The organism is Streptomyces sp. PSU-S4-23, assembly GCF_055632315.1.
The window spans coordinates 1267831-1289891 of the sequence record NZ_JBVMUU010000002.1 but is presented as its reverse complement, the minus strand read 5'-3'; the positions used below and the strand labels follow the sequence as shown (position 1 = coordinate 1289891).

Below are 22061 nucleotides of genomic sequence, written 5' to 3'. Positions count from 1 at the left end.
CAACCATGCTCATCTCGATCGTCGTGCCCTGCTACAACGAGGAAGACGCCATCGGGCGGTTCCACGACCAGGTCCGGAAGGTCGCGGACGACCTGCTGCCGCTCGGCCACGACATGGAGTTCGTGTACGTGGACGACGGCAGCCGCGACCGGACCCTCGCCGCCCTCCAGCGCCTGGCCGGCCTCGACGCGCGCGTGCGGTACGTCTCCTTCAGCCGCAACTTCGGCAAGGAAGCGGCACTGCTCGCCGGTCTGCGGCACGCCTCCGGAGACGCCGTCGTCGTCATGGACGCGGACCTGCAGCACCCGCCGGAACTGATCGGGCACATGGTCCGTCTGCACGGGCAGGGCCACGACCAGGTCATCGCCCGGCGCACCAGGAGCGGCGACCGGTTCACCCGGACCCTCACCGCCCGCCTCTACTACCGGCTCGTCAACCGTCTCGTCGACGTGGAACTCGTGGACGGCGTCGGTGACTTCCGTCTGCTCTCCCGGCGCGTGGTGGACGCGGTGCTGGCCCTCACCGAGTACAACCGCTTCTCCAAGGGCCTGTTCGCGTGGGTCGGGTTCCCCAGCGCCACCTTCGAGTACGAGAACGCCGTGCGCGCGCACGGCCGCAGCTCGTGGACCTTCCGGAGCCTGCTCAACTACGGGCTCGACGGGCTGCTCTCCTTCAACAACAGGCCGCTGCGCGCGGCTCTGTACCTCGGCATGGGCCTGCTGCTGTGCGCGGGGCTGTACACGGTGTGGATCGTGGCCGCCGCGCTGGTCCACGGCGTGGACACACCCGGCTATGTCACGATCATCACGGCCGTCACCGCCCTCGCCGGAGTGCAGATGGTCATGCTGGGGGTCATCGGGGAGTACACCGGCCGCATCTACTACGAGGTGAAGGGGCGGCCGCACTTCCTGGTGAAGGCCACCAACGCGGAACGAACGGAAGGCCGCGCGCCGCGCGGCGCCAGGAAGGACCTGATTCCCTGATGCGCACGGCAAAGGCGCGGCCGATGGCGCGGCAGATCATCACCTTCGCCGTGGTCGGCGGCATCAACACCATGACGTATTACGGGCTTTACCTGTTGTTGCTCGTGCGTTTGCCTTATCTCCCCGCGCACGTTCTCGCGTTCGCCGTGAGTATGACCGGTTCCTTTTTCCTCAATGCGCGGTTCACCTACCGGACACGCCCGACCTGGCGGAAATTCATGCTGTTCCCGCTGACGACCGCCACCAATTTCGTGGTCACGACCGCGGGCGTGTACGTGGTCGTCGGCGTGCTGCACGCCGGGAGCCGGCTCGCCCCTCTGCTCGCCTCCGCCGCGGCGGTTCCGGTGACCTTCGTCGTCTCCCGCGCGATCATGCTCGCGCCGGCCCGCCGCGGGGGCGGCCCCGGCGGCGTGCCGTCTACCGCTCGTGAGCGTGTGGGACGGCGATGACCGGGCAGCGTGCGTGGTGCAGCAGGCCCTGGCCGACCGAGCCCAGCAGCATGCCGGTGAAGCCGCCGTGCCCGCGGGTGCCCACGACCACGCCCAGGGCGTCTTCGGACGCCTTGGCGAGGACCTCCACGGGGTGGCCCGGCAGGACCTCCTGCCGCAGGTCCACCTCGGGATGGCCGGCGGCGCGCCCGGAAACCGTCTCCGACAGCAGCCGGCGGCACTCCTGGAGGGCCCCCTCGTCCGGGGCCCCGAGCCGTGGCGCGTGCCACACCCACAGGGCCCGCAGGGACGCGCCCCGCAGGGCGGCCTCCTCGATCGCGACGTCGACGGCGGCGGCGGACTGGGGGCTGCCGTCGACCCCGACCACGACGTACGGCGGCTGCCGGACGATGTGCCCCGACTCCGGTACGACCACGACGGGGCAGGGCGAGTGGGCGATGACCGGCAGGGCCACGGCGGCGGAGGTGAAGAGCTCCCGGCGGGCACTGAGGTGCCAGGAACCGAGCACGACCTGAGCGGCGTGCCGCGACTGTTCCCGCAGGACCCACGCCGGATGGCCCTCGGCCAGCAGCCCGGACACCCGCACCCGCGGACACCGCGACTCGACGAAGGCCACCGCGTCCCTCAGCGCCCGATCCCCCGTGGCGTGCAGCGCCTCGTTCCACTCCTCCCAGGACGGCCGTCCGCCCGAGGGCCGGTCGCCGGGGGTCGGCAGGTTCTGCGCGAGGACCAGCAGCAGCGGCAGGCGCCGCAGGTCCGCCGCGTCGGCGGCCCAGGCGAGAGCCCCGCGCTGGGCGGGGTCGGGGTCGACGCCGACCACGATCGGTGTACGTGCTGGCACACCACCATGCTCGGGCGGTTCCCGCGGCGGCGCACCCGCACGTCCTCCGTGCCGGGGAGACGCCGGGTGCGACGGTGCGTGAGTGTCGTGGTGCGGCGGTCCGGTGTCAGTGCGGGTGCTTAGGATCGCCGGCATGGCACTGCGACCTGTTCAGGTGAACATCAAGGCCCTTGATGCCGCGGCGGTCGGCCGGTTCTGGGCGGAGGCGCTCGGCTGGAGTGCTCACAGCCCCGGCGTGACCACCTACGTCGGACCCGTCGGCGGCCTCGTCTGGCCGGACCCGGTCGCCGTCGGCATCGACGTCGTTCCCGTCCCGGAACCCAGGACGACGGCGAAGAACCGTGTGCACCTCGATCTCGCCACCGCCTCTGCGGCCCATCAGAGGGAGCTGGTCGCGCGACTGAGGGCTCTCGGCGCGACGCCCGCCGACGTGGGCCAGGGCGACGTGCCGTGGACGGTCCTCGCCGACCCCGAGGGCAACGAGTTCTGCGTGCTGGAGCCTCGGGAGACGTACCGGGACACCGGGCCGATCGCCGCGGTGGTGGTCGACTGCGCGGATCCGCGGGCCATGGCCCGGTTCTGGGACGAGGCGATGGACTGGACCCTGCACGAGGTGACCGACGATCATGCGTCGTTGCGCTCCGCCAAAGGTGTCGGCCCGTATCTCGAGTTCCTGCGCACGCCCGGCGTGAAGGCCGTGCCGGACCGCGTCCATCTCGACCTGCTGCCGTACCCCGGTGACGACATGGCGGCCGAGGTGGCCCGGCTGCGGTCCCTCGGCGCCACCGGCCTCGACCTCGGCCAGGGCGACGTCCCGTGGACGTGCCTGGCCGACCCGGAGGGCCACGAGTTCTGCGTCCTCGCCCCGTCCTGACGCGGAGCCTCGGCGCGACAAAGCCCTCACCGCCGGGGACGCGCATCCGGCACACACAGGTGCTCGCCGGGAGTGCTCGCCGTGGCCGGGTGCCGCCGCGGAACCGGGTGGCCGTACGCTGCATGGATTGCATAAACGTGCAGCGAAACGTATAGTCATGCCATCCAGGAGGAGGTTCCATGACGGTACGTGCGGCGGTGGCCGGAGCGAGCGGATACGCGGGCGGAGAGCTCCTGCGGCTGCTCCTGGCGCACCCCGGGGTCGAGATCGGCGCCCTGACCGGGAACTCCAACGCCGGTCAGCGGCTCGGCGCGCTGCAGCCGCATCTGCTGCCCCTCGCCGACCGCGTGCTGGAGGAGACCACCGCCGGGGTCCTGGCCGGGCACGAGGTGGTCTTCCTCGCCCTGCCCCACGGGCAGTCCGCCGCTGTCGCCGAGCGGCTCGGCCCCGATGTGCTCGTGATCGACATGGGTGCCGACTTCCGCCTGAAGGACGCGTCCGACTGGGAGACGTTCTACGGTTCCCCGCACGCCGGGACCTGGCCCTACGGCCTCCCCGAACTGCCGGGTGCCCGCGCTGCGCTGGAGGGGTCCAAGCGCATCGCGGTACCCGGTTGCTATCCGACCGCCGTCACGCTCGCGCTCTTCCCCGCGTACGCCGCCCAGCTCGCCGAGAACGAGGCGGTGATCGTCGCCGCCTCCGGCACCTCTGGCGCCGGCAAGGCGCCCAAGCCGCATCTGCTCGGCAGCGAGGTCATGGGCTCCATGACCCCCTACGGCGTCGGCGGCGTGCACCGGCACACCCCCGAGATGATCCAGAACCTCGGCGCGGTCGCCGGGCAGCCCGTCTCCGTCTCCTTCACGCCCACCCTCGCGCCGATGCCCCGCGGCATCCTGGCCACCTGCAGCGCGAAGGCGAAGCCCGGTGTCACCGCCGAGTCCGTCCGCGCCGCCTACGAGAAGGCCTTCGCCGACGAGCCCTTCGTGCACCTGCTCCCCGAGGGGCAGTGGCCCGCCACCGCGTCGGTCTACGGTTCCAACGCCGTTCAGGTGCAGGTCGCCCACGACGCCGCCGCGCACCGCATCATCGCGATCAGCGCCATCGACAACCTGGCCAAGGGCACCGCGGGCGGTGCCGTCCAGAGCATGAACATCGCTCTCGGGCTCCCCGAGGAGCTCGGACTTTCCACGATCGGAGTCGCACCGTGAGTGTCACGGCAGCAAGGGGGTTCCGGGCCGCGGGCATCGCAGCCGGGATCAAGCAGAACGGCAACCCGGACCTGGCCCTCGTGGTCAACGACGGGCCCCGCCGTGCCGCCGCGGGCGTCTTCACCTCCAACCGTGTCAAGGCCGCGCCGGTGCTGTGGTCCGAGCAGGTCCTCAAGACCGGCCGGCTCTCCGCCGTGGTCCTCAACTCCGGGGGTGCCAACGCCTGCACGGGACCCAAGGGCTTCCAGGACACCCACGCCACCGCCGAGAAGGCCGCCGGCGTCCTGGGCCTCGGCCCCATCGAGGTCGCCGTCTGCTCCACCGGCCTCATCGGCGTCCTGCTGCCCATGGACAAGCTGCTCCCGGGGATCGAAACGGCCGCCGCCCAGCTGTCCGAGCACGGCGGTGAGAAGGCCGCCATCGCCATCAAGACCACCGACACCGTCCACAAGACGTCCGTCGTCACGAAGGACGGCTGGACCGTCGGCGGCATGGCCAAGGGAGCCGGCATGCTCGCGCCGGGCCTGGCCACCATGCTCGTCGTCCTCACCACGGACGCCGACGCCGACGGCGAGACGCTGGACCGGGCCCTGCGCGCCGCCACCAGGGTCACCTTCGACCGCGTCGACTCCGACGGCTGCATGTCCACCAACGACACCGTCCTGCTGCTCGCCTCGGGTTCCGCCGGCGTCACGCCCCCCTACGAGGAGTTCGCCGAGGCCGTGCGGGCCGTCTGCGCCGACCTCGCCCGGCAGCTCATCGGCGACGCCGAGGGGGCCGGCAAGGACGTCAAGGTCGAGGTGGTCAACGCCGCGACCGAGGACGACGCCGTCGAGGTGGGCCGGTCCATCGCCCGCAACAACCTCCTCAAGTGCGCGATCCACGGCGAGGACCCCAACTGGGGCCGGGTGCTCTCCGCCATCGGCACCACGTCCGCGGCCTTCGAGCCGGACCAGCTCAACGTCGCCATCAACGGCGTCTGGGTCTGCAAGAACGGCTCGGTCGGCGACGACCGCGACCTCGTCGACATGCGCTACCGCGAGGTCCACATCGTCGCTGACCTGGCGGCCGGCTCCGAGACCGCCACCATCTGGACCAACGATCTCACCGCCGACTACGTCCACGAGAACAGCGCCTACTCATCATGAGCACCCGCAAGCACACCGCACAGCCCAAGGCCCGGATCCTCATCGAGGCACTGCCCTGGCTGACCCGGCACCACGGCAGGACCGTCGTCATCAAGTTCGGCGGCAACGCCATGGTGAACGAGGAGCTGAAGGCCGCCTTCGCCCAGGACGTGGTCTTCCTGCGGCACGCCGGTCTCCGGCCCGTCGTGGTGCACGGCGGCGGGCCGCAGATCAGTGCCGCCCTCGACCGGCACGGCATCGTCAGCGAGTTCAAGGCGGGCCTGCGCGTCACCACCGAGGAGGCCATGGACGTCGTCCGCATGGTGCTCGCCGGGCAGGTGCAGCGCGAGCTGGTCGGACTGCTCAACCGGCACGGGCCGCTCGCCGTCGGCCTCACCGGCGAGGACGCGCACACCATGACCGCGACCAGGCACCGGCCCGAGATCGACGGCGAGCTCGTCGACATCGGGCGGGTGGGCGAGATCACCGGGATCGACACGGGCGCGATCGAGGCCCTGCTCGCCGACGGCCGTATCCCGGTCGTCTCGTCGATCGCCCGCAGCCAGGACGACGGGCACGTCTACAACGTCAACGCCGACACGGCGGCCGCGGCACTCGCCGCGGCACTGGGCGCCGAAACCCTCATGGTCCTCACGGACGTCGAGGGCCTCTACGAGGACTGGCCGAACAGCGACGAGGTGATCAGCCGCCTCACCGCATCCCAACTGGAGAAGCTGCTGCCGGAGTTGTCCTCCGGCATGGTGCCGAAGATGGAGGGCTGCCTGTACGCCGTGCGCAACGGCGTGCGCACCGCCCGTGTCATCGACGGCCGGGTCCAGCACTCGATCCTGCTGGAGATCTTCACCGACGAGGGCATCGGCACCATGGTCGTGCCCGACGAGAGCGATCAGGCGAACGAGGGGGACGCTGTATGACCGCGAACGAGGAGCTCACCCGGCGGTGGCAGGGCGCGCTCATGAACAACTACGGCACCCCGCGGCTGCCCCTCGTGCGGGGCGAGGGCGCCCGGCTGTGGGACGCCGACGGCACGGAGTACGTCGACTTCGTCGGCGGCATCGCCGTCAACGCGCTCGGCCACGCCCACCCCGCGGTCGTCGAGGCCGTCAGCCGGCAGATCGCCTCCCTCGGCCATGTCTCCAACCTGTTCATCGCGCAGCCGCCCGTCGTCCTCGCCGAGCGGCTGCTCCAGCTCTTCGGCCGGGAGGGCAGGGTCTACTTCTGCAACTCCGGGGCCGAGGCCAACGAGGGCGCCTTCAAGATCGGCCGGCTGACCGGGCGCACCCACATGGTCGCCACCGAGGGCGGCTTCCACGGCCGCACCATGGGCGCCCTCGCACTCACCGGCCAGCCCGGCAAGCAGGCGCCGTTCCGGCCGCTGCCCGGCGACGTCACGCACGTCCCCTACGGTGACGCCCAGGCGCTGGCCGCCGCGGTGACCGAGGACACCGCGCTCGTGGTCATCGAGCCGATCCAGGGCGAGAACGGCGTCGTCGTGCCGCCCCCCGGTTACCTGAAGGCGGCCCGCGCGATCACCGCCGCCACCGGGGCGCTGCTCGTCCTCGACGAGGTGCAGACCGGAATCGGCCGTACCGGGCACTGGTTCGAGTACCAGGCCCACGAGGGCGTCCTGCCGGACGTGGTCACGCTCGCCAAGGGCCTCGGCGGGGGCCTGCCGCTGGGTGCCACCGTCGCCTTCGGACGGGCGGCGGACCTGCTCCAGCCCGGTCAGCACGGCACGACCTTCGGCGGCAACCCCGTCGCGTGCGCCGCCGGGCTCGCCGTCCTCGACACCATCGCGGCCGACGGCCTCCTGGAGAACGTGAAGCGGCAGAGCGAGAAGCTGCGGGACGGAATCGAGGGCGCGGGCACCGGTTCCCGGCACCCTCTGGTCGACCATGTCCGGGGCGCGGGCCTCCTCCTGGGTATCGTGCTCACCGAGCCGCTGGCGCAGCAGGTGCAGCAGGCGGCTCAGGACGCCGGCTTCCTGGTGAACGCGCCCGCCCCGAACGTCGTACGGCTCATGCCGCCGCTGACCCTCGGCGACGACGAGGTGGAGGCGTTCCTCCGGGCGCTTCCCGGTGTCCTCGACGCAGTGAGCGGGGACGGACGATCCGGAGAATGAGACGACGATGAGTCAGGCGCAGGACCACGAGCAGGCGGGGCCCTCCGTGCCGCAGACCCGCACCGCACGCCACCGCCGGATCGTGGACATCCTCAACCGGCAACCGGTGCGCTCGCAGAGCCAGTTGGCGAAGCTCCTCGCCGACGACGGGCTGAGCGTCACCCAGGCGACGCTCTCCCGGGACCTGGACGAGCTGAACGCGGTGAAGATCCGCAACACCGACGGCGACCTGATCTACGCGGTACCGAGCGAGGGCGGCTTCCGCACCCCGCGCGCGCCGCTGGGCGAGTCGGCCAAGGAGGAACGGATGCGGCGCCTGTCCCAGGAGCTGCTGATCTCCGCGGAGGCGTCCGCGAACCTCGTGGTCCTGCGGACGCCCCCGGGCGCGGCACAGTTCCTCGCCTCGGCCATCGACCAGGCGGAGCTGCACGACATCCTCGGCACCATCGCCGGCGACGACACGCTCCTGCTGATCAGCCGCGACCCGAGCGGCGGCCAGGCCCTGGCGGACCACCTGCTGCGGCTGGCGCAGAACACCCACTGAGACACGCCACCGGCGCATCCGGCGGCCCGCGACGGCATACGGGCCGCGAGGGCATACGAGAAGGGCGTACCGGCTCCGGTACGCCCTCACGCCCTCCTCGCGCGCGTCAGCCCAGCCGCGCCGCCAGCCCTCCCGTGCACCGCACCTCGTCGCCCGCCGTGATCAGCAGGGCCTCGGCGTCCGGCAGCGACTCCAGCCAGGTCAGGGCCTGCCGCGAGCCCATCGCGAAGGCCGCCGTCGCCCAGATGTCGGCCCAGGTCAGCCGGGGAGCCACCACGGTCACGGCGACCAGGTCGGTGACCGCGGGCCCGCCGGTGCGCGGGTCCACGATGTGCGCGCCGCGCTCCGCGGTCCCGGACGTGGCCACGGCCAGCTCGTCGGCGCCGGCCGCGGAGACCACCGCCGCCAGCGCGCCGGGGCGCAGCGGATCCGACACACCCACCCGCCAGGGGCGGTGCGGGCCGGGCACGCCGAACATCTGCACGTCCCCGCCGCCGTTGACGCTGACCCCGCTCACTCCGGTGGCGGCCAGGTGCCGGGCCGCCCGCTCGGCGGCCCAGCCCTTGACGATCCCGGTCGGGTCGATCCGTCCCGCGTAGCGCGTGCTGAACCAGCCGTCGCTCAGCCGCTCGGCCTCCTCGCCGAGCGCGAGCACCTCGGCGACCTCCGGATCGCAGTCCCCGACGGTCAGCTCGCCGCGGGCGAGCCGTGAGATCTGGCTGTCCTCCCGGTAGGTGCTGAACACCTCGTTCACCCGGTGGAGTCCGGCGACCGCCTCCTCCAGCGCGGTGCGCACGGCCTCGGGCTCGCCGCCGCGCACGTCGAAGGAGAAGACGGTGCCCATCACCTCCTCCGCGTGGCGCAGCGCGGGCGGTGCCTCGGCGGGATCGGTCATGTGCCCGACCACTCAGCCACCGGCCTTGTCCAGGGCGGACTGCAGGGACTGCTTGTACCCGGCGCTGGTGTAGGTCGCGCCGGAGACCGCGTCGATGTTCGCACTCTGTGCGCTCACCGCCTCCTGGTTGAGCTTGGGTACGGCCATGGCGGTCACCTGGTCGCTGTGCCCGCCCTTGGGCGCCTGCACCGCCTCGGCCCTGGTGACCTTGCCTCCGCTGAGGGTGACACGGACCTGGACGTTGCCGTACTGCGTCTGCGCCACGTCACCCATGACCGTACGCGCCTGGGCCGACGACCCGGAACCGCCGGCCGACCCGGACGTTCCGCTGCCGGCGGACGCGGCCTTCGCCTTGTCGATCGCCGACTGCAGTGAGCGCTGGTAACCCTGGCTGGTGTAGGTGGCGCCCGAGACCGCGTCGATCCGGGAGCTCTGCGCGGCGACCGCCTCCTGGTTGAGCCTGGGCACGGCCATGGCGGTCTTCTGGCTGCTGAGCCCACCGGAGGGTGCCTGCACCGCCTCGGCCCTGGTGATCCTGCCGCCGCTGACGGTGAGGCGGACCTGCACGGGACCGTACTCCGTCTTCTCCACGTCGCCGGTGACGGTCCGCGTGCCCGTCTGCTGCCCGCTGCCGCCCTGCGGTGCCTCCTGCGCCGCCGCGGTCTGCTGCGGTGCGGCTCCGCCCGCCGCCTGCGCCGAGGCCGGGCCGGAGCCCGGCTTCAGCGACAGCAGCAGCACGATGCCGGACACGGTGGCGGCGGTGGCGAGCACGGCACGTCGTATGGGGTGGCTCTTCCTCATCGCTCCTGAGCTCCTGATGTCCCGTCGCTCACATCTCGAACGACTCGTGATGGATGCGGCGGGCGGGGACCCCCGCGCCGCGCAGTGCTTCGTACACCTGCTGGGCGAAGCCGGGCGGACCGCACATGAAGACGTCGTGGCGGTCGATGTCCGGCAGCTTCCGGCGCAGGGTCTCCGGTGAGATGTCCGGGCGCTCCCCGTCGGGGCTGTTGACCGCGTACATCAGCCGCGCGCCCCGCTCCTCGGCGATCTGGGCGAGCTCGTCCCACAGGGCCAGATCCTGGGTGCTGTTGGCCCGGTACAGCAGCGTGAGGTCGCCCGCGGCACCGGGCAGCGTCTCGAACAGGGCCCGCATCGGCGTGATGCCGACGCCGCCGGCCACCAGCAGCACCTTGCCCCGGCTGCGCCGGTCCGCGGTGAGCGCCCCGTACGGGCCCTCCGCCCACACCCGGGTGCCGGGCCTGAGGTCCCGCAGCGCGGAGCTGTGGTCGCCGATCGCCTTCACCGTGATGCGCAGCATGTTGGGGCGCGGCGCCGCCGACAGCGAGTACGGGTGCGAGCTGAACCGCATGCCGGGCGCGAGGAAGCGCCAGCGGAAGAACTGCCCGGCCTCCGCGCCCATCCGGTGCAGCCTCCGCCCGCTCATCAGCACCGAGACGACCCCGGGGGCCTCCTCGACGACCGCCTCGACCCGCAGCCGGTGACGCAGGTTCAGCCTGATCGGCGTGAGGATCCGGTACCAGACCAGCAGCGCGGTCACCGATCCGTACAGCGCGTACCAGGCGGTCTTCGCCTCGGGCTGGACGGCGAACTCGTTGCCCGTCGAGAGCTGGTGCCAGAACGAGAGGTAGGTCGCCGCGTAGGTGAGCAGATGGACGTGGTACCAGAGGTCGTAGGAGATCCTGCGGCGCACCGGCCCGATCGAGAGCAGCCCGATGAGCACCAGCAGTCCCGTGCCGATGGTCGCCTTGCCCACGTCCGGCAGCTGGTCGACCGAGTCGACGGTCTGCTGCACGATCCCGCCGAGCCCTTTGCCGCTCTGCAGGGCGTAGCCCCACATCGTCAGGAAGAGATGGGCGAGTACCAGGCAGATCGTGTACCGGCCGGTCATCGCGTGCCAGCGCGCGACACGGTCGGAGCCGACCCGGCGCTCCAGCGCGGGCACCCGCGCCATCTGCAGCACGACGAGCGCCATCAGATAGCCGGCGAGCAGGCCGGTGATCCGTCCCGCGTTGAGGATCCTGCTGGTGTCGTCCGCGACGGACGGGGTGTTCATCCACCACAGCCACAGCACGCCCGCCGCGCCCGCCCAGACGGCGAGCAGCAGGGGGACGGCGTGGGAGCGGCGTGGGCGGATGGCGCGCATCGTCTGGCGCCGCGCGGCGCGGCCACCGGCGATCGTGGACACGGTGTCCTCCGTGTTCCTGCGTGGGACGGGACGAGGCCAGTGGCCCCCTTGGCCCACAGGTACGTGCCGGAGGTCGCGCGTGTTCAACCCCCGGCGGAGTCCAGCGCCGACTGCAGCGACTGCTGGTAGCCCTGGCTGGTGTAGGAGGCCCCGGAGACCGCGTCGATCTGGGCGCTCTGCGCGGCCAGCGCCTCCCGGTTGAGCTGCGGGATGGCGTAGCTGTTGATCTCCTGGTCCCTCGGGTTGTCCTGTGGGTAGGTGACCGCCGTGACGTCGGTGAGCTTGCCGTTCTTCAGCGTGATCCGGACCTGGACGGGGCCGTAGCGGGTGTCGACCGAGTCGCCGGTGACGGTCTTGGTGCCGGTCGAGGCGGATCCGCCCGTCCCACCGGAACCGCCCGACCCGCCCGAACCGGCCGACGTACCCGCGCTGCTCGACGGGGCGGGCACCGCCACGGCGATGCCTTGCGTGGAGTGAGGCTTCATCGACAGCAGCAGCACCATCCCGGTGACGGTGGCGGCGCTCGCCAGCACGATGCGGCGCAGCGGGCTCTTCCTCTTCAACGCGTGCATGACGGCCTCACAGCTCGAACGACTCGTGGTGGATGCGGTGGTCGGGAACGCCCGCCGCGTGCAGCGCCTCGTACATCTCCTCGGCGAATCCGTGCGGGCCGCACAGATAGACGTCGTGGGAGGCGAGGTCCGGCACGGAGGCGTGCAGCCGGGCGGGCGTGACGCGCGGGCGCGAACCGTCCGCACCGTTGAGGGCGTACAGCACCCGGGCGCCGCGCCAGCGGGCCACCGCCTCCAGTTCGGCGCCCAGCGCCAGGTCCTGGGCCGTGCGCGCCCGGTACAGCAGCGTGACCTCGCCCGGCAGCGTCTCGAACAGGGCGCGCATCGGGGTGATCCCCACGCCGCCCGCGACCAGCAGCGACTTGCCGGTGCTCCCCCGGTCCGCGGTCAGCGACCCGTACGGGCCCTCCGCCCACACCCGGGTGCCCGGCCGCAGCAGCGCCACCGACGTGCTGTGGTCACCGAGCGCCTTGACGGTGATGCGCAGCACGTCACGGCGCGGCGGCGCCGACAGCGAGTAGGGCGTGGACGTCCAGCGCATGCCGTCCACGAGGAACCGCCAGCGGAAGAACTGCCCCGGCTCGGCCCCCATCTCGTCCAGGTACCGCCCGCGCATGACCACCGACCACACGCCCGGCGCCTCCTGGTGCACCGACTTCACCCGCAGCCGGTGGCGCATGTTCAGACGCACCGGGGCGAGGATCCGGAACCACACCACGAGGCCCGCGACCCCCAGGTACAGCGCGTACCAGAGGGCCGTCGCGAAGGCGTTCCCGACGAACTCCGCGCCCAGCGCGAGCTGGTGCCCGAAGGCGAGGAAGACCGCGCCGTACGTCAGGAGGTGCACGTAGTACCAGAACTCGTGGGTGACCCGGCGGCGGACGGCGCGCGCCGAGGTGATCCCGACGGCCAGGAGGACGAGGGTGCCGAGGGTGGCCTTGAGCATCTCCGGGTAGTCCAGCACCACCGTCACCGCCTCGTGCACGATCGAGGCGCGGTCCTGGGCGGCGTACCCGGCCAGGATCAGCACGATGTGGGCGACCAGCAGGGAGACCGTGTACCTGCCCGCCATCGCGTGCCAGCGCGCCACCCGGTCCGAGCCGATCCGCCGCTCCAGCAGCGGCACGCGGGCCATCAGCCCGACGAGCACGGCGCAGGCGTATCCGCACAGCAGCCCGGAGATCCGCCCGGCCCCGGTCAGCCAGCCGGCCGTGCCCACCACGGAGCCGGTGTTCTGCCACCACAGGGCCACCACGGCGGCGGCCCCGGCCCACAGCAGGGCCAGCAGCGGACCTGCCGGGGAGTGCCTGACGATCGGTGGCACGGGCGGCGCCTGCTGCTGGTACACCGTGGTCATGAACCGTTCCTTTCGGGCATCGAGGCGAGGCCGCAACTGTGCAGCCGGAACCTCTGAGGCGGCTCTGAGGAACCTGAGCGTGATCTGAAAGGGACGGGGGAGCGGGGCCCTGCGCTGGGAACTCCCGGGGGCCGCCGCCCGTCACTCATAGGGAACTCAGAGCGTCCGGTGTCGTCGGCCGCTCACGCGAGGGGGGATCCTGGTAACCGCCATGAACACACCCCGCTCGGGCCGCCCCGGCCACCCCGCCCTCTCCCGCCCCGACGGCACACGCCTGCGCGTCCTCGTCGTCGACGACGACCCGGACCTCGCCGAGGTGCTGTCCGGGGCTTTGCGCTACGAGGGGTGGGAGGTGCGCACGGCCGGCGACGGCGCCACGGCCGTCGCCGAGGCCCGCGATCTGATGCCCGACGCCGTCGTCCTGGACGTGATGCTCCCGGACACCGACGGCTTCGAGGTGCTGCGCAGCCTGCACACCGTGCAGCCGGAGGTCTGTGTGCTCTTCCTCACGGCGCGGGACGCCGTCGAGGACCGCATCGCCGGGATCACGGCGGGCGGCGACGACTATGTGACGAAGCCGTTCAGCCTGGAGGAGGTCGTCGCCCGGCTGCGCGGTCTGCTGCGGCGGGCAGGTATGGCCCGGCAGATGGAGGAGGGGCCCCGGCTGAGCGTGGGCGACCTGGTCATGGACGAGGAGGCCCGTGAGGTGACCCGGGCCGGAGAGCTGATCGAGCTGTCGCCCACGGAGTTCGAGCTGCTGCGCTTCCTGATGCGCAACCCGCGGCGCGTCCTCAGCAAGGCGCAGATCCTCGACCGGGTGTGGTCCTACGACTTCGGCGGCCAGGCCCATGTCGTCGAGCTGTACATCTCGTATCTGCGCAAGAAGGTGGACGCCGGCCGCGAACCCATGATCCACACCGTGCGTGGGGCCGGCTACGTGCTCAAGCCGGTGACCCGGTGAGGGCGGGGCCGCGGGGCGCGGCACGATGGGCGTGGCGGCTGCCCCGGCCGCGCACGCTGCGGGCCCGGCTCACCGCCGGGCTCGTCGTGCTGCTCGCCCTCAGCTGCGCCGCGGTCGGCCTCGCCGCCGTGATCGAGCTGAACGGCTTCCTCACCGGCCGGCTGGACCAGCAGCTGCGCGACGTCGGCCCGAAGTTCGCGGCGAGTCTGGAGCACGGCCTGAGGCCCTCCGACCACGACGGCGACGAGCACGCCGACACCCGCAGGCAGTCCACCGGCACCTTCGGCGCCCGGCTGGCCGCGGGCGCCGTCACCAACTCGGCGGTGGTGCGCGCCGGCAGCGACGCCACCACGCTGGCCACCCCGCTCGACCCCGAGGACAAGCGCAGGCTCGCCAGGGTGCCGGTGGACGGGCGGGGCCACAGCATCCGGCTGCGCCACCTCGGCGAGTACCGGGTGATCGCGACGGCCGGTCTGGACGGCGACGTCCTGGTCACCGGGCTGCCGCTGGAGCCGGTGGAGTCCGCGGTGCACCGGCTGGAACTGGTCTCGGCCGTCGTGTTCGGCGTGGCGCTCGCCGTCACCGGTGTCGCGGGCGCCGTCTGGGTGCGGTGGTCCCTGCGGCCGCTCAGCCGTGTCGCCGCGACGGCCACCCGGGTCAGTGAGCTCCCCCTGGCCAGCGGCGAGGTCGCGCTGCCGCAACGCGCCCCGGAGAACGACCCGGGCAGCGAGGTGGACCGGGTCGACGCCGCGTTCAACCGCATGCTCGGCCATGTCGAGGACGCGCTGACCAAGCGGCACGCCAGTGAGGAGCGGCTGCGCAGCTTCGCCGCCGACGCCAGCCACGAGCTGCGCACCCCGGTCGCCTCGGTCCGCGGCCACGCCGAACTGGCGCTGCTGCACCCGGGTCCGGTCCCGCCGCAGATCACCCGCGCCCTGGAGCGGATCGCGGCGGAGTCGGCGCGCATGGGCGAGATGGTGGACGATCTGCTGCTGCTGGCCCGGCTGGACGCGGGCCGCCCCCTGGAGCGGCTGCCCGTCGACCTGACCCGCCTGGTCCTCGACGCGGTGACGGACGCACGGGCCGCGGGCCCCGACCACCGCTGGATGCTGGAGCTGCCCAAGGAGCCGGTGACGGTGACCGGGGACACCCACCGGCTGCACCAGGTGCTGGCCAATCTGCTGGCCAACGCCCGGCTGCACACCCCGGCGGGCACCAAGGTGACCGTCTCGCTGGAGGCGGAGGGCGCGGCGGCCGTCCTGAGGGTGCACGACGACGGCCCGGGGATTCCCGGCGAGATCCAGCCGGGTGTCTTCGAACGCTTCACCCGTGCCGACCACCGCCGTCGCCCGGAGAACCGCGGGGGCGGCGCCGGGCTCGGCCTGTCGATCGTGGCGGGGGTGACCGAGGCGCACGGCGGGAGCGTGGGCGTGGACAGCCGCCCGGGTTCGACGACGTTCACGGTGCGGCTGCCCGCCGGCCGGGTCAGGAGCGGGTGAGCGCGGTCACCCCGCTCGCCGTCCCGATCGCGATGTGCGGCCGGCGCGCCGGGTCCGCCCACGCCAGGATCCGCCGCATCGCGTCCTGGGGCACGGACACGCACCCGGCCGTCGCCCCCTTGCCGTTGACGTGCAGGAAGATACCGGCGCCGCGGCCCGGCACCGGCCGGTCGTAGTTGAAGCCGATGACGAGGGCGTAGCCGTACTGCGGGTCGTATGTGATCAGGTGCTCCGACTCGGAGGCGCGGCAGTCCGCCGGAAGGGGCTCGGTCCAGCGGTTGTAGGAGCGGGAGCCGGTGTCCTGGCACCACCAGGAGTTCTGGCGGACCGGGCGGTAGGGGGTCCTGGTCCCCGGGGGCGCGGCCCGGATGCCGAAGGCGTACGGCAGGTCGTACAGGCCCGTCGGGGTGGTGTTCGTGCCCTGCCGGCGCGAGGCGCCCTGGGCCAGGCCGCCCGAGCCGAAGCGGGCCGGGGCGGTACCGGCCGGCAGCCAGTGCCCGTCGCGCAGGTCCCACCAGGTGAGCGTCCCGGCCGTCGCGTCCGGGCCGGGCGCCTGCGCGGTGATCAGCTGGGTGCCGCCGCCGGTGTCCGCCATGAGCGCGGGCAGCGGCGGCTCTCCGCCCCGGTCCGGCGCGGCGCCGAGCACGAGGAGGGACAGGGAGACGAGGGCGGCGGCGACACCGGGGCGCATGGCTCAGACCGTAGACGGCGGCAGCGGCAACGGGAGTCCCGGCAGGCCGTCCATGCTCCGTTCGATGTGTTCCTTGCCCCGGAAGTAGTCGTTCAGCGAGGCGTCGTCCTCGCGCGCGAACCGCTTGCCGTGCAGATCGCGGTCCTCCTCGTACGTCATGAAGGGCACCGCGTAGCCGCAGGTGTCCCTGATGTGTTCGGCCGTGACCACGATGATCGCGCGCAGGCCGTGGGGGGTCGGGTCGATGCCGGGAAAGCGGGCGAGCAGGTCCCGGAAACGGGGGTCGTCGCGGAAGACCGGCTCGCCGCGGCCGTGCACGCGCACGACGGTGGGCGGGCCCTGGAAGGCGCACCACATCAGGGTGATCCTGCCGTTCTCCCGCAGGTGCGCGATCGTCTCGGCGTTGCTTCCGGCGAAGTCCAGGTAGGCGACGGTGAGTTCGTCGATGACGGCGAAGGAGCCCTTGAGCCCCTTGGGGGAGAGGTTGACCGTGCCGTCGGCGGAGAGTGGAGCGGTGGCGGTGAAGAAGAGGGGCTGCGCCTCGATGAACGTGCGCAGTCTGCCGTCTATGCGCTCATACGTCTTTCCCATGGCTGACGATTATCGGGGAAAGTCTTTCGGCCGTCTGAGGAATGGTGGCGGGCGTGCGCCGCCGTCTCCGGCGCCGGCGGTGGCCGCCCCGGCCGGCGTGCGGGGCGGCCACGGCGCCTGTCACCTCACTTGGTGAGCGTGCAGGCGGCCAGGGAGTCGAGGCCCTGGGGCTTGGCCGCGGTCCGCCCGATGGCGATGGCGATGCGGTCGATCGTCGAGACGCGCTTGTCCTTGAGGGGGCCGAGGATCGCGTTCTGGACGAAGTTGGGGCCGCCCTGTCCGACCGAGGAGGCAAGCCGCTTGTCGGCCTCGGCGATCTGGGTGTTCAGCAGGGTGAGGTTGCGGTCGACCTCGGCCTGGGCGGAGGCGGGGACCGCGGGCAGCTGTGACTTCACGTCCGGGCAGGAGATGGTCCCCGCGGCGCCGGCGCCCGCGTTTCCGGCGTTGCCGTTACCGCCGGCCTGCTGACCGGCGCCCGATCCCGCGCCCGCCGCGCCGCCGGCGTTGTTGTTCGCGCCGCCCCCGTTCGCGCCGCCCCCGTTCGCGCCGCCGTTGAGGGTGCACGGCGCGAGCGCGTCCAGTCCCTGGGGCTTCGCGGCTGTGCGGCCGATCGCCGTCGCGATGCGGTTGATCGTCGCCACGCGCTTGTCCTTGAGGGGGCCGAGGATCGCGTTCTGGACGAAGTTGGGGCCGCCTTGGCCCACGGTGTCGACGAGCCGCTTGTCGGCCTCGGCGATCTGGGTGTTCAGCAGGGTGAGGTTGCGGTCGACCTCGGCCTGGGCGGAGGCGGGGACCGCGGGGAGCTGCGACTTCACGTCCGGGCACGAGACGGTGCCCGGGGCCGCCAGGGTTCTGGCGCCGTTGCCCTTGAACGTCTCCCCGGCGAGGGCGGAACCGGCGATCACCGCGCCGGACAGCACCACCGCGGCGGCGCCGCCGATGATCGCCACGCGACGCTTGTTGTACTTCGGAAGAGCCCTGGACATGACGCTGCCTCACTCGGGTCGGGGGTGACTGCGGTGACGTACACGGCAGCCGGGGCTGCCGTGACGAACGCGGCGCCTGCGTTCGGCGAGAGGTACGGGAAAGCGATTTCGACCGTTCAACGAGTTCCGCAGTTTTCTTCCGGAGCCGTCTGGGGTGGCCCGGCCGCGGCCTGGCGCGGCACCCCCGGAGAGCCAGATTGACGAACCATGCAGAGTGCTGCATACTCATGCATATCAGCGAATGCACTGTGAGGGAGAAACCCGTGACCGAGCGCGTCGTACTCGCCTATTCCGGCGGTCTGGACACCTCCGTCGCCATCGGCTGGATCGCCGAGGAGACGGGCGCCGAGGTCATCGCCGTTGCCGTGGACGTCGGCCAGGGCGGCGAGGACCTGGACGTCATCCGCAAGCGCGCGCTCGCCTGCGGTGCCGTCGAGGCCGAGGTCGCCGACGCCAAGGACGAATTCGCCGACGAGTACTGCCTCCCGGCGATCAAGGCCAACGCCCTCTACATGGACCGCTACCCGCTGGTGTCCGCGCTGTCCCGGCCGACCATCGTCAAGCACCTCGTCGCCGCCGCCAAGAAGCACGGCGCCGGCACGGTCGCCCACGGCTGCACCGGCAAGGGCAACGACCAGGTCCGCTTCGAGGCCGGCATCGTCGCCCTCGCCCCCGACCTCAAGTGCATCGCCCCGGTCCGTGACTACGCGATGACCCGGGACAAGGCGATCGCGTTCTGCGAGGCGAAGGGCCTCCCGATCGCGACCACCAAGAAGTCCCCGTACTCCATCGACCAGAACGTCTTCGGCCGGGCCATCGAGACCGGCTTCCTCGAGGACATCTGGAACGCCCCGATCGAGGACATCTACGAGTACACCTCCAACCCGGCCGAGCTCCGCGACGCCGACGAGGTGGTCATCACCTTCAAGGAAGGCGTCCCGGTCGCCATCGACGGCAAGCCCGTCACCGTCCTGCAGGCCATCCAGCAGCTCAACCAGCGCGCCGGCGCCCAGGGCATCGGCCGGATCGACATGGTCGAGGACCGGCTCGTGGGCATCAAGTCCCGCGAGGTGTACGAGGCTCCCGGCGCGATCGCCCTGATCACCGCCCACCAGGAGCTGGAGAACGTCACCGTCGAGCGCGAGCTGGCCCGCTACAAGCGGCAGGTCGAGCAGCGCTGGGGCGAGCTGGTCTACGACGGCCAGTGGTTCTCCCCGCTCAAGCGCGCCCTGGACGGTTTCATCGACGAGGCCAACCAGCACGTCTCCGGCGACATCCGGATGACCCTGCACGGCGGCCGCGCGGTCGTCACCGGCCGGCGCTCCCAGGCGTCGCTGTACGACTTCAACCTCGCCACCTACGACACCGGCGACACCTTCGACCAGTCCGCGGCCAAGGGCTTCATCGACATCTACAGCCTGTCGTCGAAGATCGCCGCTCAGCGCGACCTCGCCTGAGCCGGCCCGGCACCCTCACACGCACTAGCCTGACAGCCGCCTCCTCACTGACCGGTGGGGAGGCGGCGGCACATCCAGACCTTCGAGGAGCACAGCAAGTGAGCAGCAAAAGCGGTGACGTACGGCTGTGGGGCGGCCGTTTCGCCGACGGACCCGCCGAGGCCCTGGCGAAGCTGTCCGCGTCCGTCCACTTCGACTGGCGGCTCGCGCCGTACGACATCGCCGGTTCCCGGGCCCACGCGCGCGTGCTGCACAAGGCGGGGCTCCTCACGGAGGACGAGCTGACCCGCATGCTCGCCGGGCTCGACCGGCTGGAGGCGGACGTGGCCTCGGGCGCGTTCACGGGCACCATCGCCGACGAGGACGTGCACACCGCACTGGAGCGCGGCCTGCTGGAGCGTCTCGGCCCCGATCTCGGCGGCAAGCTGCGCGCGGGCCGCTCCCGCAACGACCAGGTCGCCACCCTCTTCCGCATGTACCTGCGGGACCACGCGCGCACCATCGGCGGCCTGGTCGCGGAGCTCCAGGACGCCCTGGTCGGTCTCGCGGAGGCCCACCCCGGCGTGGCGATGCCCGGCCGCACCCATCTGCAGCACGCCCAGCCGGTGCTCTTCGCCCACCATGTCCTCGCCCACGTCCAGGCCCTGTCCCGGGACGCCGAGCGGCTGCGCCAGTGGGACGAGCGCACGGCCGTGTCGCCGTACGGGTCGGGTGCGCTCGCGGGCAGCAGCCTCGGCCTCGACCCGGAGGCGGTCGCCGAGGACCTGGGCTTCGAGCACGGCAGCTCGGCCAACTCCATCGACGGCACGGCCTCCCGTGACTTCGTCGCCGAGTTCGCCTTCATCACCGCGATGATCGGCGTCAACCTCTCCCGGATCGCCGAGGAGGTCATCCTCTGGAACACGAAGGAGTTCTCCTTCGTCACCCTCCACGACGCCTTCTCCACCGGCTCCTCGATCATGCCGCAGAAGAAGAACCCGGACATCGCGGAGCTGGCGCGCGGCAAGAGCGGCCGCCTGATCGGCAATCTCACGGGACTGCTCGCCACCCTCAAGGCCCTGCCGCTGGCCTACAACCGCGACCTCCAGGAGGACAAGGAGCCGGTCTTCGACTCCATCGACCAGCTGGAGGTCCTGCTCCCGGCCTTCACCGGCATGATGGCCACGCTGACCGTGCACCGCGAGCGCATGGAGGAGCTGGCCCCGGCCGGCTTCTCGCTCGCCACCGACATCGCCGAGTGGCTGGTCAAGCAGGGGGTGCCGTTCCGTGTCGCGCACGAGGTCGCCGGCGAGTGCGTGAAGGCGGCCGAGGCGGAGGGCAAGGAGCTGGACGCACTCACGGACGAGCAGTTCGCGAAGATCTCCGTGCATCTGACCCCCGAGGTGCGGTCCGTGCTCAACGTCCCGGGCGCCCTCGCCGCCCGCAACGGCCGCGGCGGCACCGCGCCCGAGGCGGTGGCCGTGCAACTGGCCGAGGTGAAGGTGGACGTGGCGGCGCAGCACGCGTGGGCCACCGCGAAGCGGAGGAAGTAGCGCGTCCCGGAGGCGGAGGGCGTCGCGGGTTAGGTTGGTCCCAGCCGCACGGAGCCGACCGAACGGAGCCCGCGATGCCCTTCGCCCTTCCCCAAGCTCTCGGCTTCGCTCGAGCAGGGGAGACCCCAACCGCCTCAGCGACGACTCCCACCTGCCACATCGGCCTGGGCCTCGCCGCCGTCGGACGTCCCGGCTACATCAACCTCGGCCGCGAGCAGGACCTCCCGCCGGTCCGCAGCGTGGACGCCCTGCGCGCCCGTACCCATGAACTCCTGGACGCCGCCTACGCCCAGGGGGTCCGCTACATCGACGCGGCCCGCTCGTACGGCCGCTCCGAGGAGTTCCTCGCCGACTGGCTGAAGGCCCGTCCCGGCACCGGCGACGTCGTCGTCGGCAGCAAGTGGGGCTACACCTACACCGCGGGCTGGCGCACCGACGCCGAGCGGCACGAGGTCAAGGACCACAGCGTCGCCGCGTACGAGCGGCAGCGCGCCGAGTCCGCCGCGCTGCTCGGCGACCGGCTCGATCTGTACCAGATCCACTCGGTCACCCCGGACAGCCCGGCCCTCACCGACACGGGACTCCACGCCAGGCTCGCCGAGGCCGCGGCGGAGGGCCTCACGATCGGCTTCTCGACCAGCGGCCCGGCACAGGCCGAGGCGATCCGGGCCGCGCTCGCCGTGACGGTCGACGGCGAGCCCCTCTTCCGTACCGTCCAGTCCACCTACAACGTGCTGGAGACCTCGGCCGCCCCGGCGCTCGCCGAGGCCCACGACGCCGGACTCACCGTGATCGTCAAGGAGGGCATGGCCAATGGGCGGCTGGCCGGCCCCCACGCGCCGGACCCCCTGAGGGCCGTGGCCGCGCGGACGTCCCTCGGCTGCGACGCCGTCGCCCTCGCCGCGATCCTGCGCAAGCCCTGGGCCGGCGTCGTCCTCTCGGGCGCGGCCACCACCGAGCAGCTCGCGTCCAACCTGCACGCCGCCGTCGTCGACCTCGACGAGGACCAGCTCGCCCGGCTGGAGGCCCTCGCTGAGGACCCGCGCGTGTACTGGGAGCGGCGCGGCCGGCTGCCCTGGCACTGAGAGTGACCGAAAGCGCGACTCGCTGAGAGCCGCGTGATTCTTGTGAGACATCCATGT

The 22061-nt window shown here is 72.2% G+C and carries 22 protein-coding genes; 13 read left to right on the top strand and 9 right to left on the bottom strand.

The genetic code is table 11. The features are described from left to right. Nucleotides 1–5 precede the first annotated feature (5 nt). Entirely contained in the window at nt 6–983 is a 978-nt protein-coding gene (locus ACZ79I_RS06725) for a glycosyltransferase family 2 protein (protein ID WP_471495041.1), read from the top strand. Next, the gene (locus ACZ79I_RS06720; RefSeq protein WP_471495039.1) at nt 983–1432 is read left to right on the top strand and encodes a GtrA family protein; all 450 of its coding nucleotides are present in this window, start codon (nt 983–985) and stop codon (nt 1430–1432) included. Before ACZ79I_RS06725 ends, ACZ79I_RS06720 begins: the two co-directional genes overlap by 1 nt. Here the strand turns inward: ACZ79I_RS06720 and ACZ79I_RS06715 are convergent. Beyond that, nucleotides 1401–2273 carry a universal stress protein gene (locus ACZ79I_RS06715; protein ID WP_471495037.1) on the bottom strand — a complete coding sequence of 291 codons (873 nt, stop codon included), beginning with the start codon at nt 2271–2273 and terminating at the stop codon, nt 1401–1403. The genes ACZ79I_RS06720 and ACZ79I_RS06715 overlap by 32 nt on opposite strands. A 133-nt stretch (nt 2274–2406) precedes the next feature. Between ACZ79I_RS06715 and ACZ79I_RS06710 the strand changes: the two genes are divergently transcribed. The 6 genes from ACZ79I_RS06710 to ACZ79I_RS06685 all read left to right on the top strand — a co-directional run bounded on the left by ACZ79I_RS06710 (nt 2407) and on the right by ACZ79I_RS06685 (nt 8169). Beyond that, a complete protein-coding gene (locus tag ACZ79I_RS06710) occupies nt 2407–3147 on the top strand; it encodes a VOC family protein (RefSeq protein ID WP_471495035.1) in 741 nt (246 codons plus the stop codon). Nucleotides 3148–3326: 179 nt separating this feature from the next. Further along, nucleotides 3327–4355, top strand: coding sequence for an N-acetyl-gamma-glutamyl-phosphate reductase (gene argC, locus ACZ79I_RS06705; RefSeq protein WP_471495033.1), 1029 nt, complete (start codon nt 3327–3329; stop codon nt 4353–4355). Further along, nucleotides 4352–5503: a bifunctional glutamate N-acetyltransferase/amino-acid acetyltransferase ArgJ gene (argJ, locus tag ACZ79I_RS06700; protein WP_471495031.1), complete on the top strand. Its 1152-nt coding sequence runs from the start codon at nt 4352–4354 to the stop codon at nt 5501–5503. The genes argC and argJ overlap by 4 nt, the downstream gene beginning before the upstream one ends. Continuing rightward, on the top strand, nt 5497–6417 hold the full coding sequence (gene argB / locus ACZ79I_RS06695) for an acetylglutamate kinase (RefSeq protein WP_471504794.1): 921 nt from the start codon (nt 5497–5499) through the stop codon (nt 6415–6417). The genes argJ and argB overlap by 7 nt, the downstream gene beginning before the upstream one ends. Further along, nucleotides 6414–7625, top strand: a complete 1212-nt coding sequence (locus ACZ79I_RS06690) for an acetylornithine transaminase (protein WP_471495028.1) — start codon at nt 6414–6416, stop codon at nt 7623–7625. Before argB ends, ACZ79I_RS06690 begins: the two co-directional genes overlap by 4 nt. A gap of 7 nt (nt 7626–7632) precedes the next feature. After that, complete coding sequence (locus ACZ79I_RS06685; protein ID WP_381089302.1) at nt 7633–8169, top strand: arginine repressor; 537 nt, start codon at nt 7633–7635, stop codon at nt 8167–8169. 106 nt (nt 8170–8275) lie between these two features. Here ACZ79I_RS06685 and ACZ79I_RS06680 read toward each other — a convergent pair whose 3' ends face one another. The 5 genes from ACZ79I_RS06680 to ACZ79I_RS06660 all read right to left on the bottom strand — a co-directional run bounded on the left by ACZ79I_RS06680 (nt 8276) and on the right by ACZ79I_RS06660 (nt 13202). After that, a complete protein-coding gene (locus ACZ79I_RS06680) occupies nt 8276–9064 on the bottom strand; it encodes an FAD:protein FMN transferase (RefSeq protein ID WP_471495026.1) in 789 nt (262 codons plus the stop codon). 12 nt (nt 9065–9076) lie between these two features. Then, nucleotides 9077–9865, bottom strand: coding sequence for an FMN-binding protein (locus ACZ79I_RS06675; protein ID WP_471495024.1), 789 nt, complete (start codon nt 9863–9865; stop codon nt 9077–9079). 28 nt (nt 9866–9893) lie between these two features. Then, nucleotides 9894–11231, bottom strand: coding sequence for a ferredoxin reductase family protein (locus tag ACZ79I_RS06670; RefSeq protein WP_471504792.1), 1338 nt, complete (start codon nt 11229–11231; stop codon nt 9894–9896). 125 nt (nt 11232–11356) lie between these two features. Next, a complete protein-coding gene (locus tag ACZ79I_RS06665) occupies nt 11357–11845 on the bottom strand; it encodes an FMN-binding protein (RefSeq protein WP_471495022.1) in 489 nt (162 codons plus the stop codon). 7 nt (nt 11846–11852) lie between these two features. Beyond that, complete coding sequence (locus ACZ79I_RS06660) at nt 11853–13202, bottom strand: ferredoxin reductase family protein (protein WP_471495019.1); 1350 nt, start codon at nt 13200–13202, stop codon at nt 11853–11855. 211 nt (nt 13203–13413) lie between these two features. Between ACZ79I_RS06660 and ACZ79I_RS06655 the strand changes: the two genes are divergently transcribed. After that, nucleotides 13414–14163: a response regulator transcription factor gene (locus ACZ79I_RS06655; protein ID WP_471495017.1), complete on the top strand. Its 750-nt coding sequence runs from the start codon at nt 13414–13416 to the stop codon at nt 14161–14163. Beyond that, nucleotides 14160–15662 carry a sensor histidine kinase gene (locus tag ACZ79I_RS06650; RefSeq protein ID WP_471495015.1) on the top strand — a complete coding sequence of 501 codons (1503 nt, stop codon included), beginning with the start codon at nt 14160–14162 and terminating at the stop codon, nt 15660–15662. Before ACZ79I_RS06655 ends, ACZ79I_RS06650 begins: the two co-directional genes overlap by 4 nt. On the opposite strand, the gene ACZ79I_RS06645 is transcribed toward ACZ79I_RS06650, so the two are convergent. From ACZ79I_RS06645 to ACZ79I_RS06635, 3 genes are all read right to left on the bottom strand, one after another. After that, on the bottom strand, nt 15649–16353 hold the full coding sequence (locus tag ACZ79I_RS06645) for a L,D-transpeptidase family protein (protein ID WP_471495012.1): 705 nt from the start codon (nt 16351–16353) through the stop codon (nt 15649–15651). The genes ACZ79I_RS06650 and ACZ79I_RS06645 overlap by 14 nt on opposite strands. A 3-nt stretch (nt 16354–16356) precedes the next feature. Next, nucleotides 16357–16944 carry a pyridoxamine 5'-phosphate oxidase family protein gene (locus ACZ79I_RS06640; RefSeq protein ID WP_471495011.1) on the bottom strand — a complete coding sequence of 196 codons (588 nt, stop codon included), beginning with the start codon at nt 16942–16944 and terminating at the stop codon, nt 16357–16359. Between the two features lie 125 nt (nt 16945–17069). Then, complete coding sequence (locus tag ACZ79I_RS06635) at nt 17070–17930, bottom strand: hypothetical protein (protein ID WP_471495008.1); 861 nt, start codon at nt 17928–17930, stop codon at nt 17070–17072. 263 nt (nt 17931–18193) lie between these two features. On the opposite strand from ACZ79I_RS06635, the gene ACZ79I_RS06630 reads away from it, so the two are divergent. From ACZ79I_RS06630 to ACZ79I_RS06620, 3 genes are all read left to right on the top strand, one after another. Beyond that, nucleotides 18194–19387, top strand: a complete 1194-nt coding sequence (locus tag ACZ79I_RS06630; RefSeq protein ID WP_471495006.1) for an argininosuccinate synthase — start codon at nt 18194–18196, stop codon at nt 19385–19387. A gap of 98 nt (nt 19388–19485) precedes the next feature. Beyond that, on the top strand, nt 19486–20919 hold the full coding sequence (gene argH / locus ACZ79I_RS06625; protein ID WP_471495004.1) for an argininosuccinate lyase: 1434 nt from the start codon (nt 19486–19488) through the stop codon (nt 20917–20919). Between the two features lie 74 nt (nt 20920–20993). Beyond that, nucleotides 20994–22004, top strand: a complete 1011-nt coding sequence (locus tag ACZ79I_RS06620; RefSeq protein WP_471495002.1) for an aldo/keto reductase — start codon at nt 20994–20996, stop codon at nt 22002–22004. Nucleotides 22005–22061 lie beyond the last annotated feature (57 nt).